The organism is Cohnella massiliensis, from assembly GCF_900169535.1.
Classification (GTDB): Bacteria; Bacillota; Bacilli; order Paenibacillales; family Paenibacillaceae; genus Cohnella; species Cohnella algarum.
This window is the reverse complement of sequence record NZ_LT821257.1, coordinates 88,352-113,410: the sequence shown is the minus strand read 5'-3', so window position 1 is coordinate 113,410 and position 25,059 is coordinate 88,352. Positions and strand designations below refer to the sequence as shown.

General features: G+C 60.7%; 25 protein-coding genes. 20 read left to right on the top strand and 5 right to left on the bottom strand.

Annotated features, from left to right (window positions below):
• Nucleotides 1–224 precede the first annotated feature (224 nt).
• From B7E11_RS07020 to B7E11_RS06990, 7 genes are all read left to right on the top strand, one after another.
• Nucleotides 225–1,298 carry an amidase domain-containing protein gene (locus B7E11_RS07020; protein WP_245809647.1) on the top strand — a complete coding sequence of 358 codons (1,074 nt, stop codon included), beginning with the start codon at nucleotides 225–227 and terminating at the stop codon, nucleotides 1,296–1,298.
• A 22-nt stretch (nucleotides 1,299–1,320) separates the two neighbouring features.
• A complete protein-coding gene (locus B7E11_RS07015) occupies nucleotides 1,321–2,436 on the top strand; it encodes a D-alanine--D-alanine ligase (protein ID WP_080832902.1) in 1,116 nt (371 codons plus the stop codon).
• 20 nt (nucleotides 2,437–2,456) lie between these two features.
• Nucleotides 2,457–2,774: a hypothetical protein gene (locus B7E11_RS07010; protein ID WP_080832901.1), complete on the top strand. Its 318-nt coding sequence runs from the start codon at nucleotides 2,457–2,459 to the stop codon at nucleotides 2,772–2,774.
• Between the two features lie 95 nt (nucleotides 2,775–2,869).
• Nucleotides 2,870–3,856 carry a UV DNA damage repair endonuclease UvsE gene (gene uvsE, locus B7E11_RS07005; RefSeq protein ID WP_080832900.1) on the top strand — a complete coding sequence of 329 codons (987 nt, stop codon included), beginning with the start codon at nucleotides 2,870–2,872 and terminating at the stop codon, nucleotides 3,854–3,856.
• Nucleotides 3,857–3,907: 51 nt separating this feature from the next.
• Nucleotides 3,908–4,789 carry a sulfite exporter TauE/SafE family protein gene (locus B7E11_RS07000; protein WP_080832899.1) on the top strand — a complete coding sequence of 294 codons (882 nt, stop codon included), beginning with the start codon at nucleotides 3,908–3,910 and terminating at the stop codon, nucleotides 4,787–4,789.
• Between the two features lie 168 nt (nucleotides 4,790–4,957).
• Complete coding sequence (locus B7E11_RS06995; RefSeq protein ID WP_080833779.1) at nucleotides 4,958–5,794, top strand: inositol monophosphatase family protein; 837 nt, start codon at nucleotides 4,958–4,960, stop codon at nucleotides 5,792–5,794.
• A 47-nt stretch (nucleotides 5,795–5,841) separates the two neighbouring features.
• Complete coding sequence (locus B7E11_RS06990) at nucleotides 5,842–6,147, top strand: hypothetical protein (RefSeq protein WP_245809646.1); 306 nt, start codon at nucleotides 5,842–5,844, stop codon at nucleotides 6,145–6,147.
• Between the two features lie 103 nt (nucleotides 6,148–6,250).
• Here B7E11_RS06990 and B7E11_RS06985 read toward each other — a convergent pair whose 3' ends face one another.
• Complete coding sequence (locus tag B7E11_RS06985; protein ID WP_080832898.1) at nucleotides 6,251–7,141, bottom strand: LysR family transcriptional regulator; 891 nt, start codon at nucleotides 7,139–7,141, stop codon at nucleotides 6,251–6,253.
• Between the two features lie 170 nt (nucleotides 7,142–7,311).
• On the opposite strand from B7E11_RS06985, the gene B7E11_RS06980 reads away from it, so the two are divergent.
• Genes B7E11_RS06980 through B7E11_RS06965 form a run of 4 tightly spaced genes read left to right on the top strand, consistent with a single transcriptional unit; the run spans nucleotide 7,312 to nucleotide 12,088 of the window.
• A complete protein-coding gene (locus tag B7E11_RS06980) occupies nucleotides 7,312–8,445 on the top strand; it encodes an ABC transporter substrate-binding protein (RefSeq protein ID WP_080832897.1) in 1,134 nt (377 codons plus the stop codon).
• Between the two features lie 2 nt (nucleotides 8,446–8,447).
• Nucleotides 8,448–10,142 (top strand): ABC transporter permease, encoded by a 1,695-nt coding sequence (locus tag B7E11_RS06975; RefSeq protein ID WP_176220636.1) that lies wholly within the window; start codon nucleotides 8,448–8,450, stop codon nucleotides 10,140–10,142.
• A complete protein-coding gene (locus B7E11_RS30150) occupies nucleotides 10,139–11,443 on the top strand; it encodes an ABC transporter ATP-binding protein (protein ID WP_245809645.1) in 1,305 nt (434 codons plus the stop codon). The genes B7E11_RS06975 and B7E11_RS30150 overlap by 4 nt, the downstream gene beginning before the upstream one ends.
• A gap of 6 nt (nucleotides 11,444–11,449) precedes the next feature.
• On the top strand, nucleotides 11,450–12,088 hold the full coding sequence (locus B7E11_RS06965) for a metallophosphoesterase (protein WP_080832896.1): 639 nt from the start codon (nucleotides 11,450–11,452) through the stop codon (nucleotides 12,086–12,088).
• A gap of 422 nt (nucleotides 12,089–12,510) precedes the next feature.
• On the opposite strand, the gene B7E11_RS06960 is transcribed toward B7E11_RS06965, so the two are convergent.
• Nucleotides 12,511–13,815 carry a glutamate-1-semialdehyde 2,1-aminomutase gene (locus B7E11_RS06960; RefSeq protein WP_080832895.1) on the bottom strand — a complete coding sequence of 435 codons (1,305 nt, stop codon included), beginning with the start codon at nucleotides 13,813–13,815 and terminating at the stop codon, nucleotides 12,511–12,513.
• A gap of 187 nt (nucleotides 13,816–14,002) precedes the next feature.
• Nucleotides 14,003–15,037 (bottom strand): LCP family protein, encoded by a 1,035-nt coding sequence (locus B7E11_RS06955; protein WP_080832894.1) that lies wholly within the window; start codon nucleotides 15,035–15,037, stop codon nucleotides 14,003–14,005.
• A gap of 149 nt (nucleotides 15,038–15,186) precedes the next feature.
• Here B7E11_RS06955 and B7E11_RS06950 point away from each other — a divergent pair, with 149 nt between their 5' ends.
• From B7E11_RS06950 to B7E11_RS06940, 3 genes are read left to right on the top strand one after another with little or no spacing between them, the layout of a single operon-like run.
• Nucleotides 15,187–16,242 (top strand): ABC transporter ATP-binding protein, encoded by a 1,056-nt coding sequence (locus B7E11_RS06950; RefSeq protein WP_080832893.1) that lies wholly within the window; start codon nucleotides 15,187–15,189, stop codon nucleotides 16,240–16,242.
• Complete coding sequence (locus tag B7E11_RS06945) at nucleotides 16,239–17,033, top strand: ABC transporter permease (RefSeq protein WP_139787106.1); 795 nt, start codon at nucleotides 16,239–16,241, stop codon at nucleotides 17,031–17,033. Before B7E11_RS06950 ends, B7E11_RS06945 begins: the two co-directional genes overlap by 4 nt.
• Before the next feature lie 4 nt (nucleotides 17,034–17,037).
• Nucleotides 17,038–17,835, top strand: coding sequence for an ABC transporter permease (locus tag B7E11_RS06940; RefSeq protein ID WP_080832892.1), 798 nt, complete (start codon nucleotides 17,038–17,040; stop codon nucleotides 17,833–17,835).
• 72 nt (nucleotides 17,836–17,907) lie between these two features.
• Here B7E11_RS06940 and B7E11_RS06935 read toward each other — a convergent pair whose 3' ends face one another.
• Nucleotides 17,908–18,096, bottom strand: a complete 189-nt coding sequence (locus tag B7E11_RS06935; protein WP_139787105.1) for a hypothetical protein — start codon at nucleotides 18,094–18,096, stop codon at nucleotides 17,908–17,910.
• A gap of 43 nt (nucleotides 18,097–18,139) precedes the next feature.
• Nucleotides 18,140–18,565 (bottom strand): hypothetical protein, encoded by a 426-nt coding sequence (locus B7E11_RS06930; RefSeq protein ID WP_080832890.1) that lies wholly within the window; start codon nucleotides 18,563–18,565, stop codon nucleotides 18,140–18,142.
• Between the two features lie 186 nt (nucleotides 18,566–18,751).
• Here B7E11_RS06930 and bcp point away from each other — a divergent pair, with 186 nt between their 5' ends.
• The 6 genes from bcp to B7E11_RS06900 all read left to right on the top strand — a co-directional run bounded on the left by bcp (nucleotide 18,752) and on the right by B7E11_RS06900 (nucleotide 25,038).
• On the top strand, nucleotides 18,752–19,228 hold the full coding sequence (gene bcp / locus B7E11_RS06925; protein WP_080832889.1) for a thioredoxin-dependent thiol peroxidase: 477 nt from the start codon (nucleotides 18,752–18,754) through the stop codon (nucleotides 19,226–19,228).
• Nucleotides 19,229–19,543: 315 nt separating this feature from the next.
• Complete coding sequence (locus B7E11_RS06920) at nucleotides 19,544–20,350, top strand: ABC transporter ATP-binding protein (RefSeq protein WP_080832888.1); 807 nt, start codon at nucleotides 19,544–19,546, stop codon at nucleotides 20,348–20,350.
• 206 nt (nucleotides 20,351–20,556) lie between these two features.
• Nucleotides 20,557–21,957: a sugar ABC transporter substrate-binding protein gene (locus B7E11_RS06915; protein WP_139787104.1), complete on the top strand. Its 1,401-nt coding sequence runs from the start codon at nucleotides 20,557–20,559 to the stop codon at nucleotides 21,955–21,957.
• A complete protein-coding gene (locus tag B7E11_RS06910) occupies nucleotides 21,954–23,276 on the top strand; it encodes a carbohydrate ABC transporter permease (RefSeq protein WP_245809644.1) in 1,323 nt (440 codons plus the stop codon). Before B7E11_RS06915 ends, B7E11_RS06910 begins: the two co-directional genes overlap by 4 nt.
• Nucleotides 23,277–23,281: 5 nt before the next feature.
• A complete protein-coding gene (locus B7E11_RS06905) occupies nucleotides 23,282–24,115 on the top strand; it encodes a sugar ABC transporter permease (protein ID WP_080832886.1) in 834 nt (277 codons plus the stop codon).
• Nucleotides 24,116–24,117: 2 nt separating this feature from the next.
• Nucleotides 24,118–25,038, top strand: coding sequence for a LacI family DNA-binding transcriptional regulator (locus tag B7E11_RS06900; RefSeq protein ID WP_080832885.1), 921 nt, complete (start codon nucleotides 24,118–24,120; stop codon nucleotides 25,036–25,038).
• Nucleotides 25,039–25,059 lie beyond the last annotated feature (21 nt).

Sequence of the window (25,059 nt, the reverse complement as noted above, 5' to 3'; positions counted from 1 at the left end):
TTGTGACGAAATCCGCGCCGAATCGCGAATTTCATTTGGCGCCCTTTGCGCCCATTTTAATAGGATGCCTCCCGTTCCGGGCGTTTCATCCGGCATTGGCGCAAAAAGACAACCCGGAAGCAGCTTGGCCTCCCCGGGGCCGCTCTTCCGACGTCATGCTTCGGCCGTTTTCCGCATAGGATGAAACGAAGCGAAGTCTGGGCGAATCGGGAGGAGGAACCGCGGTGCCGGATCGGCAGCTCGGATGGAAACAGGCGTTAGTCGATTATGTGAGTGTCGTCAATGAAGCCGGTTTGCTCGGGGATGCCAAGGCATTTCGACGCGTGCCGGATCCCTACCACCGCATGCGCCTCGTTCGCCGGGCGGAGGCGCTGGAGGAGCGCGCCGCGCTTGTCCGGTTCAAGCCGATCCGCAGCGAAATGAAGGCGCGCCTGCTCCGTTACGAGGCGAAGGAAACGGAGGTCGCGGCCGACCTGCAGCTTCATACGGTCCGCTCGTACGAACAGGACCGTTTTCCCTGGCTGGAAGAGCGGGTGGAGAAGGAGCGAATTCGCCTGATCAAGTCGGGAACCCGCTGGCGGGTGGACGGGATCGAGCCGATCGCCACCGAGCAGCACCCGCTGCCGATGGCTAACGCGAACCGGGAGCTTGTCGACGAGTACGGCTGGCCCAGTCGCCCGGTGCTGCCTTCCATCCCGCTCATCAAGATCGATGCCGAAGTGCCCGCGCGTTCGAAGGTATACGCGGGGCCGGGCACGAGCGGGAGCTGGGAGGACGGGTGCGAGCGAAGCATGCCTTACCGCAGGGAAGAGGCGGTCGCTTATGCCGAGCGGTGGTGGGACCGGCCGAACCCCGCCTTCGAAAATTTCGCCGTCAACTGCACCAATTACGTTTCCCAGTGTCTCTTTGCAGGGGGAGCGCCGATGAACTATACTGGTAGGAGAGAAACGGGCTGGTGGTACAAAGGGCGCTCCGGCGGGCAGGAGCTGTGGAGCTTCAGCTGGGCGGTCGCGAACAGTTTGCAGCATTATTTGTCGGCGCCGAGAGCGTTCGGGCTGCGGGCGGAGGCGGTCGACTCCCCGCGTCAGCTTCAACTGGGCGACGTCATTTGCTACGACTGGGACGGCAACGGAGGCTACCAGCACAACACGATCGTGACCGCGTTCACGCCGGACGGCATGCCGCTGGTGAACGCCAATACCGTCAGCAGCCGCCGCCGTTACTGGGATTACCGCGACTCCTACGCATGGACGGAGCAAACCCGGTACCGTTTTTTTCATTTAATCGACGAATTTTGACCCTATCATCCGGAGGACTGCTATGAATTCCAAAGTTCGCGTCGGCCTCGTGTACGGCGGACGCTCTGGCGAGCACGAAGTTTCCCTGCAAACCGCTCTCGCGGTTTTGAAAGCATTCGACTACGGGAAATACGAACTGATTCCCTTTTATATAACGAAGACCGGCCAATGGCGGTCCGGACCGAAGCTGGAGGCGCCGCCGGCCGCGATCGCCGAGCTCCGGTTCGAACCCGAACCCGATGCGATCGACGCCCCGTCCGATGCCATGCTCCCCGTCGTGCGGGGCATGAGCGAGCTCGCGCCCGCCGACGGCGAAGCGCAGCGTCCGATCGACGTCATGTTTCCGCTGCTGCACGGAACGTTCGGCGAGGACGGCACCATTCAGGGCCTGTTCGAGATGGCCAACCTGCCTTATGTAGGGGCGGGAGTCCTGGCCTCGGCGGTCGGCATGGACAAGGCATTCATGAAAACGATGTTCGCCCAGGCGGGACTTCCCCAGGTCGGCTACCGGTTTTTCACCCGGTTCCAGTGGGAAAAGGAGCGCGAAGCGCTGCTGGCCAACATCGAGGCGTCCCTGAAATACCCTTGCTTCGTCAAGCCGGCGAACCTCGGCTCGAGCGTCGGCATCTCCAAGGCGCGAAACCGGGAAGAGCTGGCCGACGCCGTTTCCACGGCGCTCCGCTACGACCGCAAAGTAATCGTGGAGGAGTTCGTCGACGCCCGGGAGATCGAGGTCAGCGTGCTCGGCAACGACGAGCCGAGGGCGTCGGTGCCCGGGGAGATCGTCAGCTCGAACGATTTTTACGACTATAATGCCAAATATATCGACGGGAAATCCGCCATGGTCATTCCGGCCGAAATTGATCCGGACGCCGCCGCCGCCGTGCGGGAAATGGCGGTCAAAGCGTTCCGGGCGATCGACGGCTCCGGGCTCTGCCGCGCGGACTTTTTCATGCGGCGCAGCGACGGGCGGCTCTTCATCAACGAAGTCAACACGATGCCGGGCTTTACTCCGTTCAGCATGTACCCGCTGCTGTGGCAGGAATCCGGCGTTTCATACCGCGAGCTGCTGGACACGCTGATCGAGCTTGCGATCGAGCGCCACGGCGAGCGGCAAAAGCTCGACTACGGCGGTTAACGCAACCGGAGGGATCAAAGATGGGCTTTCAAACGGAATTCAACTCGGTATGCAAATTCAAATCCGAGCAGGAGCTGTACGAGCTTCTGGAATACGGACGGGGCAAAATGGTCAAAAAGCAGTTCCGCGTGTTCCCGACCGGCCAGAAGGTCATCGCCTACACGCCGGACAACCAGGCTATCGCCATCGTGAAAATCGTCGCCTCCATCGCCGAAATCAATTTCCAGGGCGAAGAGGTGACCGAGGTGGAAATGGAACTGGTCCGGCGGCTGACGGAGGAGGAAGCGCGCGTGCAAACCGCGCTCGCGCACGAAATGTTTTTCGGCGAACAAGGCTGAAGCCCCGCAAATCGAACGGGTGGACAAGCCCGCGATCGGACAAACTTCTTTTAGAGAACGCGCGGCTTCGGCCGGGCGAAAAAGGGGCGAGTTCGATGCGAGTCAGGTTCGGTTTTGTCGCCATGTCCGTTCAATTGGAAAACGCATCCCCGTCCCGGACGATGACGATGGCGAATTTCGCCAAACTCGCGGACCGAGAGGCGGGGCTTCGTCGTTTGGAGACGCTTGCCGAGGAAAACATCCGCAATACGCTGCGCCTGCTGAAGCACTGCCGGTATATGGACGTCAAAGTGTACCGAATGACCTCCAAGCTCATCCCGCTGGCGACGCATGAGGACCTCGCCGACTGGTCCCCTTACGAAAAGCTGGCTCCGTCGTTTGCGGAAATCGGAAGCTTTGCCCGCGAGCACGGCATCCGCCTGTCGTTTCACCCCGACCACTTTACGGTGCTGAGCACGCCCCGCGAAGAGGTGCTCCGCAAATCGGTCAAGGATCTCGAGCATCATGTGCGAATTCTCGAGTGCATGGGGCTTGACGAGCGGGCGCTCTGCAACATTCACGTCGGCGGAAGCTACGGGAACAAGGAGGAAGCGGGCCAACGGTTTCTGCGCAATTTCGGCGCGCTGGACGAGCGGCTCGGACGGCGTCTGACGCTGGAAAACGACGATAAAACGTTCACGGCCGCGGAAACGCTGGCGATCTGCGAGGCGGCCGGGACCCCGATGGTGCTGGACCTGCACCATCACGCGGTCAATCCCGGCGGCGAGTCCGCGGAAGCGCTGTGGCCGCGCATCGCCCGGACATGGGAACGGTTCGAGCCGCTCGGCCTTCCTCCCAAGCTGCACGCATCCAGCCCGAAAAGCGCGACCGACCCGCGTGGCCATGCCGACTACGTGGAATCCGGGCCGCTGCTCGCCTTTTTGCGGAGCATCGCGGGTTCGACGCCGGCCGTCGATGTCATGATCGAGGCGAAGCAAAAGGACCTGGCGCTGGTCAAGCTTATGGAGGAAATGAAGGCGGCCGCGGCGGACGGGCAAGGGTTGCGGATCGTCGACGGGGCAAGCATCGAAGTTGAAGGGTAGAACGGGTTTGCGGCAGCGATGGGAAACCCGCTGGGCGCAGGGGCCGCACGAATGGCACGGCGTCCCGCGAGCGGGCTGCCCGTTACGGAGGAGTTGGACGAGTTGGAAGGTTGGGCTTGGACGCTGTTCGCGCTGATCGGCGTCGTTTCCGCCATATTCGGAAGCATCGTCGGCTTGGGCGGAGGCATCGTCATCGTTCCGTCGCTCGTCTTGATCGCGCCGGCCATGCTCGGAGAAGCGGTGTCGACGCAGACGGCCGTCGGCACTTCGCTTGCGGTGCTGATCTTGACCGCGTTTACGGCCACATGGACCTATAAAAAACAAGGCAAAGTCGACTTTAAAACCGGATGGCTGCTGTTCGCCACGAGCGGTCCCGCGGCGATGGCGGGCGCCGCCGCGACGAATGATGTCCCGAAAGGCCCCTTTCAACTGAGCTTCGGCCTGTTCATGTTCGTCATGTTCGTTCTCATGATCGCCCGGGAGCGCATGAAGCCGCTGAGCCGGGACTGGCCCGTACGCCGGACGTTCGCCGATGCGGACGGGAACGTATACGAGTACGGGTATTCGATCGGACTGGCGCTTGCGATCGGAGCGGGAGTCGGCGTTTCGTCCGGCTTGTTCGGCATCGGAGGCGGCTCCCTGTTCGTGCCGCTTATGGTGCTGCTGTTCGGGTTCCCGCCCCACGTCGCGACGGCCACGTCCATGTTCGTCATTTTGCTGTCCTCCGTGACGGGAAGCGCGGTGCATGCGGCAAACGGCAACATCGATTGGCTGCTGTTCGCCGCCCTCGCTCCCGGCGCGATCGTCGGCGGAAAACTGGGCGCGGCGATCGCCGCGCGGATGACGGGCAAGCAGCTGATGTGGCTGTTGAGGGCGACGCTGCTCGCGGTTGCCGTCTATTTGATCATTAAAGGATCGGGGGAAATGGGCTGACCGAACGCCCGTTTTTCCCCTTTTTCCCGTTAGACGCGGAACTCGCTATCTTCCCTCTCGTATATAATACAAGCATGATAGAATTAGGGAACGAAGTCGCGCTATAATAAACGGGTAAGGGTTTTCACGGAAAAAACTATTATTTTGGAAGATTTGAGGGATGATTCGATGGATGCCAACGAGCCGGTTATCGGCAGCAAGAGCTTTACGGCGGTCGCCGTCAACTGCGCAGCCAAGGCCGGTGAATGGATCAAAACCAAAATCGGCAACTTCGCGGCCCCCGACGTCAAATACAGCAAGCACGATCTCGTCACCGAAGTGGACAAGGGAGCGGAGAGGCTGATTCGGAATTTGATCGTGACCCACTTTCCGGAGCATTCTTTTTTGGGCGAGGAAGGGGTCGAACCCGGCCCGGAAGCTTCGGCGAAGGCGCTGGAACGCAAAAGCGAAGCGGAATATTTGTGGATCGTCGACCCGGTCGACGGAACGACCAATTACGTGCACGGTTTCCCGTTTTATTCGGTATCGATCGCCTTGGCTTATAAGGGACAAGTTATCGTCGGCGTCGTATACGATCCTTCCCGGGACGAGCTGTTCGTAGCCGAACGGGGCAAAGGCGCTTACGTACACGGGAAAAGAATGAGCGTTTCGAAGGAGACGGCTCTCGCGCAAAGCCTCGTCGCCACCGGCCTGCCGGCGGATCACGTGGCGGCGCTTCCGGCCAATCTGCGCCAGATTCAGGCGCTGGCTCCGCAGGTGCGGAATTTGCGGATCGCCGGCTCGGCCGCCTTGCACATGGCCTACGTGGCGGCGGGACGGCTTAGCGGGTTTTGGGAAGTGGGGCTCAACGCCTGGGATTTGGCCGCGGGCTCGCTGCTCGTCGAAGAGGCGGGAGGGCGGCTGTCCGATCAGGCCGGCCAGCCTTATCATCTCGGCGTCCGGGACATTGCGGCGAGCAACGGCCGGATTCACGACGAGCTGATCGAATCGCTCGCCAAAGCGTAAAAATCCGAGCTTTCGACCATCCTAGGGGAAGCGAAGGAGGCGGCGACATGGCCGAGGAACAGAAACGAGCCGCCGGGTCGCCCGAAGCGGACGAGGCCGCGGAGACCGCGGCTTCGCCGGCGGAAAGGGAATTGGCCCGCCGCTTGGCGGAGGGCGAGGCGGACGGCCGGAACGCGGCCGAAGAAGCGGTGGCATCTCTGCCGCCGCGGTGGGAAATCCGCATTCGGAGCGAAAGCGATCCGATCGCGGAGAAGACGGCAGTCTATCGCAAGATGGCTTCCGAGGCGGACGACCGCTACGCCCGTTACGACGGAACCGCGGCGGGCGGCGACGAGTCGGCCAAAGAAGAGTAAGCAGTTCCCGGAAACGGTTCGTTTTCGCGGGGCTGCTTTTTTTCGGATCGAACTCGCGATAGCGCCAAAACCTGCAGGGATTCAGGCTTTTTCTAAAACGATCTCATACGTCCAGTTTCGCCCGCATAAAGGCGATGAACCGCGACGCCTGGGACGCCAGCGAATCTTCCTTGCGGTAGACAAGGCTGATCGTTCGAGGCCGCACCTTGCCGGGCAGCTCCCGCACCGCCAAATCGCCGTCGGCGGCTTCCCTCAATACGCTGCGCCCCGGCAGCAGCCCGATTCCCATGCCGTGCTTGACGGCTTCCTTGATCGTCTCGACGGCGCCCAGCTCCATCCGAACGTTCCAGCGCAGCCCGTTTTCCCTCGCCCAATGCTCGGCCAGCTCCCGCGAGGTCGACCCCGCCTCATGAACGAGAAACGGCTCGTCCGCAAGGTCGCTCACGGCGACGTTCTGCCTCCCCGCCAGCCGATGCCGCGGAGGCAGGACGAGCTTTAATCCGTCATCGGCGAGCTTGATGACGTGAAGCTCCGGATAGGGCCCGTCCGGCAGCGAAACGACGGCGACGTCCACTTCGTACCGGTGCAGCATGGCAAGCACGTCGGAAGCTTGCTTCACCGTCAGCAGCGGGAGCGTCAAAGGGAATTTCATCTGGAACTCGGCGAGATACGCCGGCAGGAAATAAGTGGCGGGCGTATAGCTCGCGCCCAGTCTGAGCTTGCCCCGTCCCTGATCCCTGTACTCGCTCATTAGCCGCTGGGCTTCGTCCATCATGGCGGCGATTTTGCGGGCGTAAGGGAGCAGGTCCTCCCCGGCTTCGCTAAGCCGCAGACGCCCGGACCTTTTGCGAAACAGCTCGACTCCGAGCGTATCCTCCAACTTTTTCAAATGAAACGTAACCGTTGGCTGCTTAAGCCCCAACTCCTCGGCGGCATCCGAAATCGTGCGGCTGGCGGCCGCTTTTAGAAAGACTTTCAACTGTTGGACGTTCATCCGACAATCCCTCGTTTCCCCCGTTTCCGATCGATTAAAATATAGATAAATTCGATAAAAATATCAACAACTATAGATATTATTTAATCTCAAGTTGGCATTGGGTTTACATAAGCTTGACAATCCCCCCTTAAAGTTAAGGCATACCTAATTTGGGCAGGGGGATGCATATGAAACGGAATTTCATCAACCGGGGCTTCGCCGCCGCGGGCCTGATATCGCTGATGCTGGCAACCGCGGCTTGCGGCAGCAACGCAAACGGCGCGAACGGTGCCAACAACGGAAACGGGGCGGCGAGCTCTCCGTCGCCGTCGGCCTCGCAAGCGGCTTCCGCGTCGCCTTCGGCTTCGGAAAGCGCGAAGCCTGCGGGGGGAGGCGAGACGCTGACGGTCTATTTGAACGATTTCGACGAAATTATCAAGCCGATGTTCGAAGAGGCGACCGGCTACAAGCTGGAACTCGTAACCGGCAACGGAGCGGAAATCATGTCCCGGATCGAAGCGGAAAAGGGGAACCCGCATTGGGACGTCGTCTGGATGGATTCGATGCCTTCCATCGAAGGCCTGAGCCAGAGCGGACAGCTGTTGGAGGGCTATACTCCCGCCAACGCCGCGAATTTGACCGATTTCGCGAAAGGCTTCGTGCCCGCGAACCAATCCTATTATCCGACGGGCGCGCACGCCGCCTCGGTCATCGTTTACAATACGGAGGCTTTCGACGAAGCGAGCGCGCCGCAATCGTGGGCCGATCTGGCCGACCCGAAATTCAAGGACGCGGTCGGCATGGCGGACCCGGCCGTCGCCGCTCCGGCGTATCCGTTCGTCGCCTGGTTTTTCGAATCGAAAGGCATGGAAGAGGGCAAGGCATACTTCAAGGGCGTATTGGGCAACGGCACCCGCGTCTATCCGAAAAACCCCAACGTCGCGCAAGCCCTGACCGGCGGCGAAATCAAGGCGGCCGCTCTCCAGGAGAGCAACGCGTACGCTCTGAAAAACGGCGGCGAGCCGTTCGGCATCATCTGGCCGGAAGAAGGGGCGCCGGGTTCCGTCCGCGTCGCCGCGATTCAGAAGGAAACCGACCATCCGGAAGCGGCCAAGGCGTTTGTCGACTTCCTGCTCGATCCCGCTACCCAACAGGCTTTGATCGACCAAGGCGAGGAAAGCTATTTCGAACCGAGCGTGACGGGCGTCAATCCGAAAGCGGACCGCGAGCCGAACGCCAAGCTCGTCGTGGCGGAAGCTTCGTTCGCTTCCGGGCACGAGGCGGAAATCAAGCAATGGTTTGCGGATAACGCGGTGCAATGACGATGCTGAACCGAATATTCGCTTACGGGAACAGGACGGGCTGGCTGGTGCTGGCCGTCCTTGTTTTGCTTATTCTGCTTCCGCTTGCGGCGGTCGTCGTCCAGGTGCTGCTGCCGGGCGTTTTTTTCGGAACGTGGCAGATTGGCGACTTGTCGCTGCTGCTCGACGTGTTCAAGCGGCCTTTATGGTCGCAATCGTTAAAAAACACGCTTATCCTCGGCGCCGGCACGACGCTTCTCGGCACCGTCATCGGCGGAGCGCTTGCCTCCGTACGCGCCCGTTGGTCGTTTCCGGGGGCCCGGCTGCTCGATTTGGCGGTTTGGCTGCTGATCATTACGCCGTCCTTTATTCTCGCCCAAGGCTGGGTCATGTTCGCCGCGCCAGGCGGGCTGGCCCGCCAGTGGCTGGGCTGGGACTGGGTCCATTCGGCGGTGTTTACGCCGGCGGGGCTGATCTTCATTATGTCGCTCAGCAAATTTCCGTTCGCTTACTTGGCGGTGCATGCCGCTTTGGAATGGAAGGTCGACCGGCTCAGCGAGGCGGCGCGCATGAACGGCGGAAGCTCCTGGACCGCTTGGCGGACGATTCAGGCGCCGCTGCTGCTGCCGGCGTACTGCTCGGGGGCGATGCTCGTTTTTATGGACGCGGTGGGCGACTTCGGGCTTCCGGCTTCCATCGCGGCCGTATTCCGCTTTCCGACGCTTCCCTATTCGATTTATTCGGCCCTGTACACGTCGCCGATCCGCTTCGATATGGCCGGCGTGCTCTCGTTCTATCTCGTCCTGATCATCGCGCTGGCGATGAGCCTGCAATTTTACGCGCTCCGGAAATCGCGCTACGATTTCCTTTCCTCCCGGGCCGTCCGCTCGGAGCCCCGGCGGCCGGCCCGGGGAGACTGGGCGCTTGCCGCGGGAACCGCGGCGCTGCTCGCCGCGGCGGTCGGAATTCCGTTCGGCTCGAACCTGCTGTCCTCGATTACCCGATCGAACGGTTCGGCGGGAAGCTCGCTGACGTTCGAGCATTATCGGCAGTTGTTCGCCAACGGAGGCCAGCTGGCGGACGGGCTGCTCCATTCGCTCGGCATCGCCGCCGGCGCGGCCGCGATCGGATTGGCCGTCGGGTTTCTCGTCTCTTACGTCCTGACGTACTCGACGTTCAAGCTGCGGCAAACCGTCGACGTCATTTCGCTGATCTCCCTGGCCGTTCCGGGGGTCGTGCTCGGCATCGGCTACATTTTCGTCTGGAACCAGGCTTGGCTGGAGAAGATCGGCCTGCTGCTGTACGGTAAGCCGGCCATTCTCATTTTGGCAAGCGTGGCGGGAGCGATACCGGTCATCACGCGCGTCGTGACCGGAGCGATGGCCAAGGTGCCGAAGGGGCTGCTGGCGGCGGCGCAAATGCAGGGCGCGCCGTTCGGGCGCCGGGTGCGGACGATTTTGCTGCCGCTGCTGCGGGGAGCGCTCGTATCGGCGGCGCTGGCGGCGTTCGGCGCGAGCGTCTTCGATCTCGCGACGACGTCCATTTTGTTCCCGCCGAACTTCATGACGCTGCCCGTCGTCATCAACAAGGCGTTCGAGGATTTGAAGTTCGGCTATGCGGCGGCCGCGACGCTGACCGGCGGCGGAATCGTCATCGCCGTCATCCTGGCGGCGGAATGGCTGTTCAAACCCAGAAAACGCAAGGAGCGGAAAACGTGAGCAAACCTACGATACTGGAAGTGGAAGGGCTCGGGAAGGCGTACGGGAGCCATGCGGCGCTCAAAGGGGTCGATTTCGGCGTCGCGCAAGGCGAGATCATCAGCGTGCTGGGACCTTCGGGCTGCGGAAAATCGACCCTGCTTCAACTGATCGCGGGCTTGCAGCAGCCGGATGCGGGGGAAATCAGGCTTAGAGGCGAAACCGTGTCGTCGAAAAGCAAGCTGGTCCCGCCCGAAAAAAGGCGGATCAACATGGTGTTCCAGGATTATGCCCTATGGCCTCATATGTCGGTATACGATAACGTTTCGTACGGCTTGAAACGGAAAAAAGCGTCGGCTGCCGCCATCGAGGAGAAAGTGAACGGCTTGCTGCAGCTGCTTCATCTGGAAGGGTTCGAAAATCGTCTGCCCGCCCAGCTGTCCGGCGGCCAGCAGCAGCGGGTGGCGATCGCCCGGGCGCTGGCGACGGAGCCGGATTTGCTGCTGCTCGACGAGCCCCTGTCCAATCTGGACATGAGGCTGCGGATCGAGATGAGGACGGAGATGTCTTATCTGTTCCGCAAACTGGGAACGACGGTATTCCACGTGACGCACGATCCGGAGGAAGCGTTCGCGATGGCCGACCGGCTGATCATCATGCGCAACGGGGCGATCGACCAGATCGACCGGCCGCAAAGCTGCTACGGGCTGCCGGCGACGCCTTCGGCCGCTTCCCTGCTCGGAGCGGGCAACCGGCTAAGCGGCAAGGCCGAATCGGAACGGGCCGACGGGGAAGTCGCCGCGGCCGCGGAGGCGGGGACCGGGGCGGGCAGCCGAACCGATGCGGGCTCGGAAGCGGGAACGGAACGGGAAGGCGGCGCCGGAGCGCGGGCGGAAAGGCAGGGCGGAGCGGCCGGAGCCGGGGCGGAAGCCGATTCGATCCCGTTCGCGGGCCGCACGGTCGCCGCGAGAACGGGAAAATCCGTGCTTCGGGGCGTATCGCCGGAACGGCCTGCCGGAAGCGCGGAAGTTTATGATATTCTATTCCGCCCGGAAGCCGCGAGTTGGGAAGGCAGCGGAATGCGGGAAGCCGGCTATGCCGCATCCGGGGGGAACCAGGCGTTTCCGCCCGGCTTCAACCGGCTTCCGGCCCGCATCGTCCACAGCTCCTTCGAGGGGAGCCGGTGGAGGGTGCTCGCCGAAGACGCCGAAGGGCGAAAGCTTGCGCTGTTCCACGACGAGCCTCTCCCGGCGGGAGCGACCGGAGCGCTCGTTTTTTCCCCGAACGAAACGTACATGTATCCGCAACGAGACGAAAGGTGATCGCAGATGCCCCGTATTTTGGCCATTTCGGACATTCACGGTCATGCGGAGGCGGCGCGCGCGCTGCTTCGCATGGCCGATTACGCGCCGGGAACCGACCGGCTTTATTTGCTGGGAGACTTTATCGATACGAACCGCGGCAGCTGGCCGGCGCTGAGGTTCGCGCGCGAGCTGGCGCTGCAAGGGGCGCGGGCGGTGCTCGGCAATATGGAACGCTGGATGCTGGGCGCGGCCGAGCGAAAGGAAGCGACGGCGGTCGCTCCGGAGGATATTTCGTTTTTGCGGGAAACTCCGCTTTATTGGCGCGAGGACGAATTTTTGCTCGTTCATGCGGGCATCCGGCCCGGCGTTCCGCTCGAGAGGCAGGAGGCTTCCGATTTGACGGGAATCCGCAACGATTTTTGGGAGAAGGACGGGGAGCTGCCGTATACGGTCGTTTTCGGGCATACGCCGACCTTCAAGATGGGCGCCAGGGCGGGAGAGCTCTGGTTCGGGAAAAAGCGGATCGGCATCGACACCGGAGCCAAGCACGGCTGCCGCCTGACGCTGGTCGACCTGAGCAACCGGATTTCCTTTTCCTGCGCCACGGAGTCGTTCGGCCGGTACTCGGATTTGCGCGAGCGAGGGTGGACGCTGCCGCAATAAAAAAGCATCCCGGCGCCGGCATTGGCGTCGGGATGCTTTTTTTGGCAACGCGAATTCAGTGGAGTCGTGGTGGCTCTTCTCGCCGCCTCCGCATGCGCGCTAACGATCCAGTTGCGTCGTGGCGACTCATCTCAGCCCCGCCATACGCTTATGGCTGCACGCAGTTGGGTAAAAATGACTCATCTCGCCGCCTCCGCACGCATGCGGACGATCCAGTTGCGTCGTGGCGACTCATCTCAGCCCCGCCGTATGCTTATGGTCGCACGCAGTTGGGTAAAAATGACTCATCTCGCCGCCTCCGCATGCGCGCCCACGCTCCAGTTGAGTCGTGGCGACTCATTTCAGCCCGCCAAATGCATGCTCCTGCTCATGGCAACCCCTTGAAGACGTCCCGGATTTTGTGCCGCTTCGTTCTTTACACTTTACAGAGCCTTGAACGAAGCTTCCGCGGCCTCGAGCGTGGCGTCGATGTCCTCGTCCGAATGCGCCGCGGTGAGAAACCAGGCTTCGTACTTGGACGGGGCAAGGTAGATGCCGCGCGCCAGCATCTCGCGGAAAAACCGGGCGAACAGCTCGCCGTCGGTGTCCTGCGCTTCTTCGTAATTCGTTACCGGATGATCGCAAAAATGGGTCGAGAACGCCCCGACGATCCGGTTGATCGTAAGCGGAACGCCATGACGGTCCGCCGATGCCGCGAGGCCCGCGGTCAGGCGCGCCGCCTGCGTTTCCATCCGCTCGTACACGCCGGGCGCCCGCAGCACGTCGAGACAGGCGAGCCCGGCGGCGACGGAGGCGGGATTGCCCGCCATCGTTCCGGCCTGATAGGCGGGGCCGAGCGGCGCCACGCGGTCCATGACGTCGCGTTTGCCGCCGTAAGCGCCGATCGGAAGCCCCCCGCCGATAATTTTGCCGAGCGCGGTCAAATCCGGCTCGATGGCGGCAAAATTGGGAAACGCGCCGAACGTTTGCGCCGAGCCGTAATGGAAACGGAAGGCCGTGATAACCTCGTCGTAGATGACGAGAGCGCCCGCGTCGCGGGTGAGCCGGCATACCGTTTCCAGAAAGCCCGGCTTCGGCATGACCATGCCGAAGTTGCCGACGATCGGCTCGACGAGCACGGCGGCGACGTCGTCTGCCCACCGCTCGAGCGCCTGCTTCAGGCCGTCGGCGTCGTTGAACGGCACGGTGATCACTTCGTTTGCGATGCTGACCGGCACGCCCGCGCTGTCGGGGGTGCCGAGCGTCGACGGTCCGGAGCCCGCCGCGACGAGCACGAGGTCGGAATGGCCGTGGTAGCAGCCGGCGAATTTGATGATTTTGGCCCGTCCGGTAGCCGCCCGGGCCACCCGGATCGCGGACATGACGGCTTCGGTCCCGGAATTGACGAACCGGACTTTATCCATCGAAGGGATGGCTTCCTTGAGCCGGCGGGCCAGTTCGATTTCGCCTTCGGTCGGCGTGCCGTACAGCGTGCCGCGGCGGGCGGCGTTCACGATCGCTTCCGTCACATGAGGGTGGGCGTGGCCGGTAATGATCGGTCCGAAGGCAGCGAGATAATCGATGTAGCGGTTGCCGTCCGCATCCCAGAAATAAGCGCCCTCCGCGCGATCCATGAAAACGGGCGCGCCTCCTCCGACGGCTTTGAAGGAGCGGGAAGGGCTGTTGACGCCTCCGACGATATGCAGCTGGGCTTCCTCGTACAATTGAGCGGACTTCGATCTCGACATATGGAAAAAACCTCCCGTTGGATGATGTGAAACGCGTTAAGCGGGCTCAGCGCATTGGCGGGGCGGCCTTTCTTTGGCGGAATGTGCGCGCATGCAGCCAAGAAGCAAGCGGAGACCGCCTCCCGGCGATCCCCGCTTGCCTTGCTTTCGGTGACGATGTTGTGAAATCCGGCGAAACGCAAACGGACTATTCCGAATCCGAGCCGCCGGACGAATCCCCGGTCTCCGCGGAAGCGGAAGACGAAGCGGACGGGGACGGCGCCGCGACGGCGCTGTCCGTCGCGAGCACTTCCTGGACGTATTCCTTCAATTCGTCCGAATCGCGGATGCCGAGAACCGCCGCGCCGCCGACCCGCTCGTCGGAAATGAGCTCCATCGGCGGAACCTGGGCAGAGCCCGCCTGGTGCGATTTGAGCCCCAGGTTGCCCAGCTTCAGCATATCTTCCGGCGACAGGTTCGTTTCGATGTAAGGGCTGATGTCGCCGATAATTTGCGGCAGCTTGATGATGTTCCAGCCCGATTGCATTTTGTCCGCGACGGCTTTCAGGAAGTTCCGCTGACGCTCGGTGCGCGTGAAGTCGGACAGCTTGTCGTGCCGGAAACGGACGTATTGCAGCGCTTTTTCCCCGTCAAGGTGCTGCTGCCCTTCCTTCAAATCGATGTCGTAAACGTGGCCGTCCGCCGCATCGCTGTATTTCATATCCTTTTCGACGTAAAAATCGACGCCGCCGATCGCGTCGACCAGCTTGATGAAGCCCTGAAAGTCGGCGTAAACGTAATATTGGATGTCGAGTCCGAGCAAGTCGCCGATCGCCTTCATGGCCAGTTCCGGACCGCCCAGCGTGATTGCGACGTTGGCCCGGTCGCTTCCGTGTCCGGGAATTTCGATGTACGTGTCGCGCAGGACGGAAAACAGATGAATGCCCTTCGTCGTCGGATCGATGGAAGCGACCATCATCGTGTCGGAACGGGCGACTTCGCCTTCCCGCAAGCCCCGTTCGTCGCCGCCCATGATCAGGATGTTGACCCGCTCGGTCCCCGTCCATTCCGGGGGCTTCTCCTCCGGCTTTTGCTCGAATTGGCCGAACCGGGACTCGTCCTCGGATTTCTGCAACCCTTTTACCTCCTGATAGCCGCTGTAAACGTACCAGCCGACGCCGGCAAGCAGGACGATGACCAAAGCGAGCAACGTATAGCTGAATATTTTCCATTTTTTACGCATGCGAATATGTTCCTTTCGGCGCAGCCGGCAAAAGCGACGTTTGCGCAGGGGTGATCTGAATTGTATGATTGCATTGCATATTATGAAATTATAAAGTTTACTGAAGGATGTAAGCAAGTATTGTCGAAAAATGGAGGAAACGTAACGCAATGCTGGCAATCGAAGTCGAAAAGCTGCGCAAACAGTTCAAAGTGCAAAAAAATCGAGAGGGCCTCAAGGGAGCGATGCTGGACTTGTTCAAGCGCGAGCACCGCGAGGTCGCGGCCGTCAAGGATATCAGCTTTCAAATTCCGCAAGGCGAGATCTGCGGCTACATCGGCGAGAACGGCGCCGGAAAGTCGACGACGATCAAAATGCTGACCGGCATTCTCGTTCCCACGTCGGGCAAAATCGTCGTGAACGGCTACGTGCCGCACAAGGATCGCGAAACGTTCGTGAAAGGCATCGGCGTCGTCTTCGGGCAGCGCAGCCAGCTGTGGTGGGACATCGGCGTCATTGAATCGTTCCGGCTGCTGCGCAAAGTATACCGGGTGGACGAACGCGAATTCAAGCTGCGGCTGGACGAGCTGGTCGAAACGCTTGAACTGGGCGACCTGCTCAATCGCCCCGTGCGCAAGCTGAGCCTCGGCCAGCGGATGCGCTGCGAGCTGGTGGCCGCGCTGCTGCACAATCCGTCGATTTTGTTTTTGGACGAGCCGACGATCGGTCTCGATATCGTGGTAAAAACGGAAATCCGCGAATTTCTGAAACGGCTGAACCGCGACCACGGGACGACGATTTTGCTGACGACGCACGACCTGCAGGATATCGAAGCCCTCTGCTCGAGGGTCATCATGCTGGACGACGGCAACATCATCTACGACGGCGGCCTGGATCAATTGAAAGACCGTTGGGGCAAAGGCCGCGAGGTGCAGTTTCAGTTTGCGGATCCGGTTTCGCTGCCTTCGCTGAGCGCCCTGACCGAAGGGCTCGCGGTCCGTTGGTCGAAGGAGAACGAGCTGACGGCCAAAGTATGGCTCCCGCGCGAAATGAACGTGTCGGATGTGCTGTCCCGCGTCGTCGGCGCGAAGGAAATCAGCGACATTAAAATTTTCGAAACGAACACCGACGAGATCGTGCGCGAGATCTATCGGACGGGGAGCTCGGTCAAGCCGGCCGGAGACGAAGCGGAAGAGCCGGCGGTTTCGGGAGCTGGAGTCCGGTGAGCGGCGCGTATCTCGATTTTATCCGAATCCGTTTCCTGACGATGCTCGCCTATCGCGTCAATTATTACAGCGGCATTGCCGTTTATGCGATTAACATCGGCGCTTATTACTTCATGTGGAAAGCGATCTACGGAGACGCGGAGCGGCTGGCCGGCTTTACGGTCGTTCAAATGACGACGTACGTCGCGGTGTCCTGGATGGCCCGGGCGTTCTATTTCAACAACCTGGACCGGGAAATTTCCAACGAAATCCGCGACGGCAGCGTTGCGGTGCAGATGACGCGGCCTTATTCCTACCTGATGGTGAAAATGATGCAGGGCCTCGGCGAAGGGCTGTTCCGGCTGCTGCTGTTCATGGCGCCCGGCATGATCGTCGTGACGCTTATTTTTCCCATCGAGCTGCCAACCGATCCGGTTTTATGGATCATTTTCTTCGTCATGCTCTGGTTCAGCTTCCTTATTAACACGCAGATCAACCTGATGACGGGGCTGTTCGCCTTTTTCGTGGAAAACAACGAAGGGCTGATGCGGATGAAAAGGGTCGCGGTCGACCTGCTGTCCGGGGTCGTCGTGCCTATCGCGTTTTTTCCGGGGTGGGCTTCAAGCGTGCTGCAGTGGCTGCCTTTTCAGGCGATTACGTATTTGCCCGGATCGGTGTTTACGGAGCGCATAACCGGCTCGGCTGTGTGGGAGGCGCTGTTCGTTCAGGCGATCTGGTGCGCGGCGCTCGTCGTGCCGATTTTGCTCATGTGGCGGGCGGCCCGGAAGCGGCTGTTCGTGCAAGGAGGTTAAGCCGATGAAAATAGGGCATACCTTATCGCTGTTCCGCGAATACTTGGCCAATTATTTTAAAACGAAAATGACGTACCGGGCGGATTTTTGGGTGGAAGTTGTCTCCGACCTGATGTTCTCGGCGATGAATCTGATTTTTATCTTCGTCGTTTTTCAGCATACGCCTTCCCTGGGGGACTGGAGCCAGGCGGAGGTCGTGTTCGTTTACGGCTATTTTATGATTCCGTACGGGGTGTTCGGCGCGTTCGTGAATTTGTGGAATTTCAGCGAGCGGTACATCGTCAAAGGAGAGATGGACCGGATTTTGACGCGGCCGGCAGGTTCGCTTACCCAAGTGCTGCTGGAAAACGTCGATCCGCCTTCGCTCATCGGGTCGCTCGTCGGTCTCGGCATCATGGGCGCCGCCTGGACGCAGCTCGGCCTTCCGTTCGACTGGTACGATCCGCTCGTGCTCATCGTCATGGTCGTCGGCTCGGTCCTCATCTATATGGGCATTTACGTCGCGCTTGCCGCGATCTCGTTCTACTCCGACGCCCCGACGGGCATCGTGCCGCTGATGTTCAACATTCAGAACTACGGCCGCTACCCGGTGCAGATTTACAACAAGGGAATCCGGTTTTTGCTGACGTGGGTGCTTCCGTTCGCGTTCGTCGGCGTGTATCCGGCGGAGTTTTTCCTGGGGCGGGCTTCCGGGGACGGGCTCATGCCCTGGCTGACGCCGGCGATGGGCGTCATTTTCGCCGGGATCGGCGTGCTCGTGTGGAACCACGGGATCAAGCGCTATCGCGGCGCGGGGTCGTGAGCCGAGGAGTTGGCGAAATAAATCGAAACGCGAGCGGATAACGGTCGCGCATGGCTGGGTTCTCGTATAATTTCAATAAAACTTGCCGGCGCTGCTGCCCAGGCGGTAAGAGGTGATACGTTTTGTTCCGGAGGCGGGTTCCAGCAAGTTCAGCTCGGCCAGTCTGGCAAGCGACCTTCTGGCGTATTTTTCGCCGATGTTCAAAGCCGAGCAAACTTCCGGCAGACGGAACGTGCGCTCGAGTTTGATTGCAAACCACATGATGTCCCGCTCGACGGGGGTCATTTTCGCCGGTTGTCCCGCATTACCACTCGCCGAACATTTGAATCACGGTCTGTCGGCAATAGGCAGGAGAGTCCTTGATGTCGTCCGACGAAAACCGCAGCATTTTCCACCCGTTCAATAGGAGGAAGTTTTGCTTTTTCCGTTCTTCGGAAAATTGCCGCCGGTCCATTTCGCGGGCATGGGCGTTGAAGCCGTCCATTTCGAGAGCGATCTTGTGAGGCGCGCGCAAATAGGCGAAATCGAGAAAGCGGATTGCCCCCCGATCATCGATGATTTCAAATTCCGGATGCAAATGCTCGAAATTCCCGACCGCAGGCCACCAGATTTCGCTTAGAAACAGCTTTTCTAAGTAACCGTGTCCTTCCCTCAATCTTCGCAGGGATTCGCCTTTCCTCGTTTGCTGCCGATCCTCCATCCATTTTGCGTAAGCGGCATCGAAATTCATCGTCTTTTTCCCCTTTTGCACAGAAACGCAAAAAGCCGCCCTACCCTTGAACCCAAGGAATAGGGCGGCGTTCTTCGCTCGCTGTGATCATGTTGATTCGATTATAGCGGATGTCAGGCGTTCTTGCCATTCGGCGGCGGGATTTGGTAAGATATCGGAAATTGTTTTTCGGAGGAGCGATTCGCCGTGTCTCAGGTACAAATCGGACAACCCGTGCCGGATTTCGAGCTTCCGTCTTCGGAAGGCGGAACGATTCGGTTAAGCCAATTTCGCGGCCGGAAGGTCGTTCTCTACTTTTATCCCAAGGACATGACCCCGACCTGCACGCAGGAATCGTGCGATTTTCGCGATGCCAACGCTTTGTTCGGGGAAGCGAACGCCGTCGTGCTCGGGATCAGCCCGGACGATGCGAAGTCGCACGCGAAGTTTATCGCGAAGCACCAGCTGACGTTTCCGCTGCTGGCGGACGTCGATCGCAAAGTGGCGGAAATGTTCGGCGTCTGGCAGGAGAAGAAAATGTACGGCCGAACGTATATGGGCATCGTGCGATCCACCTTCCTGATCGACGAGCGGGGGATTCTGGCGCAGGAATGGCGAAATGTCAGGGTAAAAGGCCACATCGACGCGGTGTTGGCGGCCGTTCGCGCGCAGCAGCCCGGATAATAAAGGCTTCGCAGGAACGGTTCCGCGTTCGCCGGCCGCCGCCGGATCCCCGTCCGTTATGCGCGGGGGCCGTGCGCTTCTTCGATTTGCCGCTGCGTCCTAACCGGCGCAAACAGGCTGCTGTCATCGCCCATTCTCTTCGATTCCCTTCGATTCATCTGCCGGGAAAATAGCAAATGTTGCGGTCATTCGCCGCAATTTTCGCAACGACATGCCCGATCGATTTTTTTAAGATAAATAAATGCGGGCTGAGCGAGCCTATGGAGGCTTCCGTCTCCGGCGCCTGGATTCGAATTCGGAAACGGAGTGGACGAAATGGAATGGATCATCGATATCGAGGGCGTAACATGGATTCAGGGGAAAAGGACATTGTTAGACGACGTCAGCTGGCGCGTCCGCCGCAATGAGCATTGGGCGCTGCTCGGTCTCAACGGATCCGGCAAAACGACCCTGCTCAATATGATCAACGGTTATTTCTGGCCGACCAAGGGGAGGGTGACCGTCTTGGGCCGCCGGTTCGGGGAAGTCGACTTGCGGGAGCTGCGGCAGTCGATCGGCTGGGTCAGCTCGTCTCTGCAGGAAAAGCTTTACGGAAGCGACCGGACGCAGCTTGTCGTCATCAGCGGCAAATTCGCTTCGATCGGACTCTACGAGAAGCCGTCGCCCGAGGATTTCGTCCGGGCGGAGCGGCTCATGGCGAAGCTCGGCTGCTCTCACCTGTGGGACCGCGAGTATCGGACGTGCTCGCAGGGCGAGAAACAAAAGCTGCTCATCGCCCGGGCGCTCATGGCCGAACCAAAGCTGCTGATCCTGGACGAGCCGTGCAACGGACTGGATCTGTTCTCGCGGGAGCGCCTGCTTTCCAGCATTGACGACCTGACGCGGCAGGAGAACATGCCGACGCTCATTTACGTGACCCACCATACGGAGGAGATTTTGCCGGCTTTCGGCCATACGCTGCTGCTTCGTCGGGGCGAAGCGTTTCGCCAGGGCGCAACGCGCGACGTCATGAATTCGGAGACGCTGAGCGATTTCTTTGAAGCGCCGGTCATGGCGGAGCGCCACAACGGGCGGTTCTACGTGCGGCTGGCGGAAGGGAACGCGGTCGATTGGAACGAGTGAAAACGAAACGGCACGACGCCGACCAAGCCTCCATGCGGGCCGCTTCCCGCATGGAGGCTTGTTTTTTGCGGAAGGACCAAGCCTGGATAAAAAGAGGCGGAAAATGGGCAGCGAACCGGGGGTAAACCTGTTGACAAGGACAAATCGTTCATGTTAACTTAAACGTGTAAGTAACTTAAACGGTTAAGTTAAAGGAGATGAACGAATTGCGGAAAAAGCAATGGGGGAAAGCGGTTTTGCTGGCTATCGTTCTGGCGATTGCCGCCGCTTGCGGAAACGCGGGCCATTCGCAGGTCGAGCCGGGAAGCGGAAACGGCAGCGCGAACGCGACCGGCAGTTTAAGCGGAAAAGCAAACGGAAACGCAAACGGAGACGGAACCGGGAACGGAAAAGGAAACCCGGGCGACAACCCGAACTCGTCGACCGCTTCGCCGAATTCTGTAAGCGCTGACATCGAGCCGGAGGACGGGGCGTCCCTAGTCGTCTGGGAGTCGGACGGCAACGAGCGGAAGTTTCTCGAGGAAATCGGTAGGCAGTACGAGGAACTGTACGGCGTAAAGGTCAAGGTCGAGACGGTGCCGTCCATCGATACGGTCGGCAAGCTGATGACGGACGGCCCGGCGGGGCTTGGGGCCGACGTGTTTTCGGCGCCGCACGATTCCATCGGCAAAGCGGTCAGCGCGGGGCTGATGCTGGCGAACGACCGGACGACCAAGGATTTGGCGAAAAACGCGATTCCGTCGGTTGTAAGCGCTGTTACGTACGACGGCGTCACCTACGGATATCCGATGTCGGCCGACACGTACTCGCTCTATTACAACAAAGCGCTGATGCCGAAAGGGCCGGAAACGTTCGAAGAGCTGCTCGAATTCGGCAAAACGTTCACCGACCCGTCCGCCAAAAAATACGCCCTCGCCTGGGACGTCGCGCAAATTTATCTCGTTCACGCGTTCATCGCCGGATACGGGGGCTACATTTTCGGCCAGGACGGCACCGATCCGGCCGATATCGGCCTGAACAACGAAGGCGCGGTCGAAGGCGCGACATTCGCCCGGACGCTGAAGGCGCTGTTCCCGCTGAACACGGCGGACATCAACAGCAATGTCATCGCGGGCCTGTTCCAGGAAGGCAACGCGGCGGCGATGATCGAAGGCACATGGCAAATGGCCAATCTCGCGAACGCCGGCGTCGATTTCGGCGTCGTGCCGCTCCCGCTGCTGCCGAACGGCGAACACCCGAAAAGCCTGATCAGCGTGCGCTCGCTGTTCGTCAACTCGTACACCCGCTATCCGAACGCCGCGAAGCTGTTCGCGGAGCTGGCGACGAACAAGGAAAACGCCAAGCTGCGCTACGAGATGACCGCCCAACTGCCGACGCGCCAGGATCTGATGAACGATCCCGTCGTCACGGGGAACCCGGACGTCGCCGCGTTTATGATCCAAATGCAGCATGCCGTGCCGCTCGCCGCCATTCCGGAAACGGCGACCGTATGGGTGCCGTCCTACGCCGCGCTGTCGACGATCTGGAACGACGACAAGACGGATGTCAAGCAAGCTTTGGATCACATGGTGAGCCAAATGAAAACGGCGATGGAAACGAACCCATGAAAAGCAACGTTACGACGATGGCGAACCGGCCTCTTTCCCGTCCCTGGACGGCGGCGGTTCTGTCCGCGGCCTGCGCGGGAGGCGGACAGCTGCTGAACCGCCAGTATGCGAAGGGAGCTCTGTTTTTAAGCTTTTATGCGATCGGGGTCGCGTTCATCCTGCCGCGGCTGTACGAAGCCATTCGCGGCCTGATCACGCTGGGCGACGAGCCGACCCGGATCGTGAACGGCGCGCTCGTCAAAGGCGATCACTCGATATTCATGATGATCGACGGGCTGATCGCGCTATTCGTCGCCGCGGGGCTGGTCTGGCTTCACGTCCTGAACGCGGTCGACGCCTACCGGCAAGCCGCCTGCAAATCCGCGGCTTCCGGGGGCCGCGCCCCGGGCGTCCGGCTCGCGGCGCGGGAGGGGCGAACCGCCCTGCTGCTTTTGCTGCCGGCGTTCGTGCTTGTGCTGTTCGTGTCGGTCATCCCGATGCTGTTCAACATATTGACGGCGTTTACCGACTACTCCTCGCCGAACCACATTCCCGACCGCTCGCTCGTCAACTGGATCGGGTGGGGCACGTTCGTCCGGCTGTTTACGGAGCCGGCGTGGTACTCGACGTTCACGGGCATTCTGCTGTGGAACGTCGTCTGGGCGGCGCTGTCGACGCTGACGGTGTTTTTCGGCGGGCTGCTCGTGGCGCTGATGATCAACCACCCGAAAGTCCGCTTCAAAAAGCTGTGGCGGACGACGTTCATTCTGCCTTGGGCGTTCCCGGCGTTTATCGCGATTCTCGTCTTCCGCCTGCTGTTCAACGGCGCCCTCGGCCCGATCAACGGGCTGCTGGAGCAAATCGGCCTGCCGGCCGTTCCGTGGCTCGCGGACCCGACGATGGCGAAAGTCACGATATTGCTCGTCCATTTCTGGATCTCGATGCCGTTTCTGATGGCGCTGCAGTCGGGCATCCTGACGACGATTCCGAAGGATCTGTACGAGGCGGCGGAGGTCGACGGCGCGGGCGGGCGGGCCAAATTTTCGCGGATTACGATGCCCCACGTCCTGCTCGCCACGTCGCCGATTTTGATCATGCAGTTCGCGTCGAACTTCAACAACTTCAACCTGATTTATATGCTGACCGACGGCGGTCCGGCCAATCCCGCCTATTTTTTCGCCGGGTCGACCGACATCCTGCTGTCCTGGATTTACAAAATGACGCTGGAGCAAAACCAGTTCAACATGGCTTCCGCCGTGTCGATCGTCATGTTCGTGCTGATCGCGTCGATTTCCGTGCTGAATTACAGCCGAACCCAATCGTTTAAGGAAAAGGACTGAGCGATATGGCCGCCATAAAAGGAAGGGTTGCCGTGCTCGGCATTTACGCCGCGCTGATCGGCATTTTGATCGCGACGCTTTACCCGCTCGTCTGGGTCGTCGGCACGTCGCTGAACCCGGGCAACTCGCTGCTCATCAGCAGCATGCTGCCGAAAAACCCGACGCTGGCGCACTTTGCGGCGCTCCTGCGCGAGACCGATTTCCTCCTGTGGTACCGCAATACGCTCGTCATCGCCGTCGCCAACATGCTGCTGTCGACGCTGCTCGTGACGGTGACCGCGTACGCGTTTTCGCGTTTCCGCTTCAAGGGGCGGCAGGCCGGCCTGATCGCGCTGCTCGTGCTGCAAATGTTCCCCGGCTTCCTGTCGATCATGGCCCTTTTCGTGCTGCTGCTGCAGACGGGGCTGCTGAATACGCATCTCGGCCTCATCCTCATTTATGCGGGAGGCTCGGTTTCGTTCGGCGTCTGGGTGATGAAGGGGTACTTCGATTCGATTCCGCGCAGCATCGAGGAGGCGGCGATCATCGACGGAGCCGGCCGGAAGGAGCTGTTCGCGCGGATCATGCTTCCGCTGTCGGTGCCCGCGATCACCTTCGTCATGCTGACTTCGTTCATCGGTCCGGTCATGGACTTCATTTTGCCGCAAATCGTGCTCCGTTCCTCGGAGAAAATGACGCTGGCCCAAGGGCTGTACGGCATGGTGTCGGACAAAACGAACTCCAGCTTCAGCCTGTTCGCCGCAGGCTCGGTGCTGGCCGCCCTGCCGATCACCGCGCTCTATATGGCGTTTCAAAAGTATTTGATCCACGGCCTCAGCGCCGGAGCCGACAAAGGATAACGATGAAAAAGATGACGATGAAGGATATCGCCCGGGCGGCCGGCGTCTCCACCGCGACCGTTTCCTACATCATGAACAACGTCGAAACGCAGTCGATCTCCCCGGAAACGCGGGAAAAGGTGATGAAGGCCGCCCAGCAGCTGAACTACATCCGCAACATCAGCGCCCGCTCGCTCAAAAGCGGCAAGTCCGAGCTGATCGGCGTCGTGCTTCCGGATCCGGAAGACGGGCCGGCCTGGCAGAGGTACAAGTACGCGCAGGCGGCGTATCGGCTCGGCCGGCATTTGAACCGGTACGGGTACCAGCCGATCGCCATCCACGTCGATCCTTCGTCGCCGAAGCTGGACGTCATTCTGGAGCGGGAAATGGACGGCGTATTCGTATTCGACGTGTCGGAGCGGGATTTTCTTCGCATTTCCGGCCGGTACGGGATGGGGATTCCGGTCATGGCGGTGGACAGCTGCGTCAAGGAGCCGATCTTTCACAAGCTGCTGCCGGATTTCGCCGGCGCGTTCGCGGCGGCGGAGCGGGCGCTCGGCGCGGTCCCGCAATTTCTGATCACCGACGAATACCGCGATCCGGAGCTGTCCGGACGAATCGAACGGCTGTCGGGGCTGTCCGCCGGCGATATCCACGTTTATCGGGACGAGGAGGCGCTGCGGCGCTTCGTCCGGGAACGGGCCGGGCAGGCGGGAATCGCGGTCAACGAGTTCGTCGGCCTATCCGCGCTGCGGGCCGAACCGGCGCTTCGCTTGGCCGCCGTTTGCACGTGCGGGTGCCCCGAGCTGCTGCCGGAACGGACGCCGAAAATCCGGTTCGACCCGGACGGCTACCGCAAGGCGGCGGAGCTGATCGTCCACTACATTCGCAAGCCGCACGAAGCAAGACCGGAAGAGTTCGTTTTTTTATCCGTTTTGCCTTAGACAGGAAGGAGAGAAAGCCAT

Bases quoted from the DNA above. Each gene is read 5' to 3' on its own strand.
- B7E11_RS07015 (WP_080832902.1), top strand. From the start codon at position 1,321: ATGAATTCCAAAGTTCGCGTCGGCCTCGTGTACGGCGGACGCTCTGGC.
- B7E11_RS07010 (WP_080832901.1), top strand. From the start codon at position 2,457: ATGGGCTTTCAAACGGAATTCAACTCGGTATGCAAATTCAAATCCGAG.
- uvsE (WP_080832900.1), top strand. From the start codon at position 2,870: ATGCGAGTCAGGTTCGGTTTTGTCGCCATGTCCGTTCAATTGGAAAAC.
- B7E11_RS07000 (WP_080832899.1), top strand. From the start codon at position 3,908: ATGGCACGGCGTCCCGCGAGCGGGCTGCCCGTTACGGAGGAGTTGGAC.
- B7E11_RS06995 (WP_080833779.1), top strand. From the start codon at position 4,958: ATGGATGCCAACGAGCCGGTTATCGGCAGCAAGAGCTTTACGGCGGTC.
- B7E11_RS06990 (WP_245809646.1), top strand. From the start codon at position 5,842: ATGGCCGAGGAACAGAAACGAGCCGCCGGGTCGCCCGAAGCGGACGAG.
- B7E11_RS06985 (WP_080832898.1), bottom strand. From the start codon at position 7,141: ATGAACGTCCAACAGTTGAAAGTCTTTCTAAAAGCGGCCGCCAGCCGC.
- B7E11_RS06980 (WP_080832897.1), top strand. From the start codon at position 7,312: ATGAAACGGAATTTCATCAACCGGGGCTTCGCCGCCGCGGGCCTGATA.
- B7E11_RS06975 (WP_176220636.1), top strand. From the start codon at position 8,448: ATGCTGAACCGAATATTCGCTTACGGGAACAGGACGGGCTGGCTGGTG.
- B7E11_RS06965 (WP_080832896.1), top strand. From the start codon at position 11,450: ATGCCCCGTATTTTGGCCATTTCGGACATTCACGGTCATGCGGAGGCG.
- B7E11_RS06960 (WP_080832895.1), bottom strand. From the start codon at position 13,815: ATGTCGAGATCGAAGTCCGCTCAATTGTACGAGGAAGCCCAGCTGCAT.
- B7E11_RS06955 (WP_080832894.1), bottom strand. From the start codon at position 15,037: ATGCGTAAAAAATGGAAAATATTCAGCTATACGTTGCTCGCTTTGGTC.
- B7E11_RS06950 (WP_080832893.1), top strand. From the start codon at position 15,187: ATGCTGGCAATCGAAGTCGAAAAGCTGCGCAAACAGTTCAAAGTGCAA.
- B7E11_RS06940 (WP_080832892.1), top strand. From the start codon at position 17,038: ATGAAAATAGGGCATACCTTATCGCTGTTCCGCGAATACTTGGCCAAT.
- B7E11_RS06935 (WP_139787105.1), bottom strand. From the start codon at position 18,096: ATGTGGTTTGCAATCAAACTCGAGCGCACGTTCCGTCTGCCGGAAGTT.
- B7E11_RS06930 (WP_080832890.1), bottom strand. From the start codon at position 18,565: ATGAATTTCGATGCCGCTTACGCAAAATGGATGGAGGATCGGCAGCAA.
- B7E11_RS06920 (WP_080832888.1), top strand. From the start codon at position 19,544: ATGGAATGGATCATCGATATCGAGGGCGTAACATGGATTCAGGGGAAA.
- B7E11_RS06910 (WP_245809644.1), top strand. From the start codon at position 21,954: ATGAAAAGCAACGTTACGACGATGGCGAACCGGCCTCTTTCCCGTCCC.
- B7E11_RS06905 (WP_080832886.1), top strand. From the start codon at position 23,282: ATGGCCGCCATAAAAGGAAGGGTTGCCGTGCTCGGCATTTACGCCGCG.
- B7E11_RS06900 (WP_080832885.1), top strand. From the start codon at position 24,118: ATGAAAAAGATGACGATGAAGGATATCGCCCGGGCGGCCGGCGTCTCC.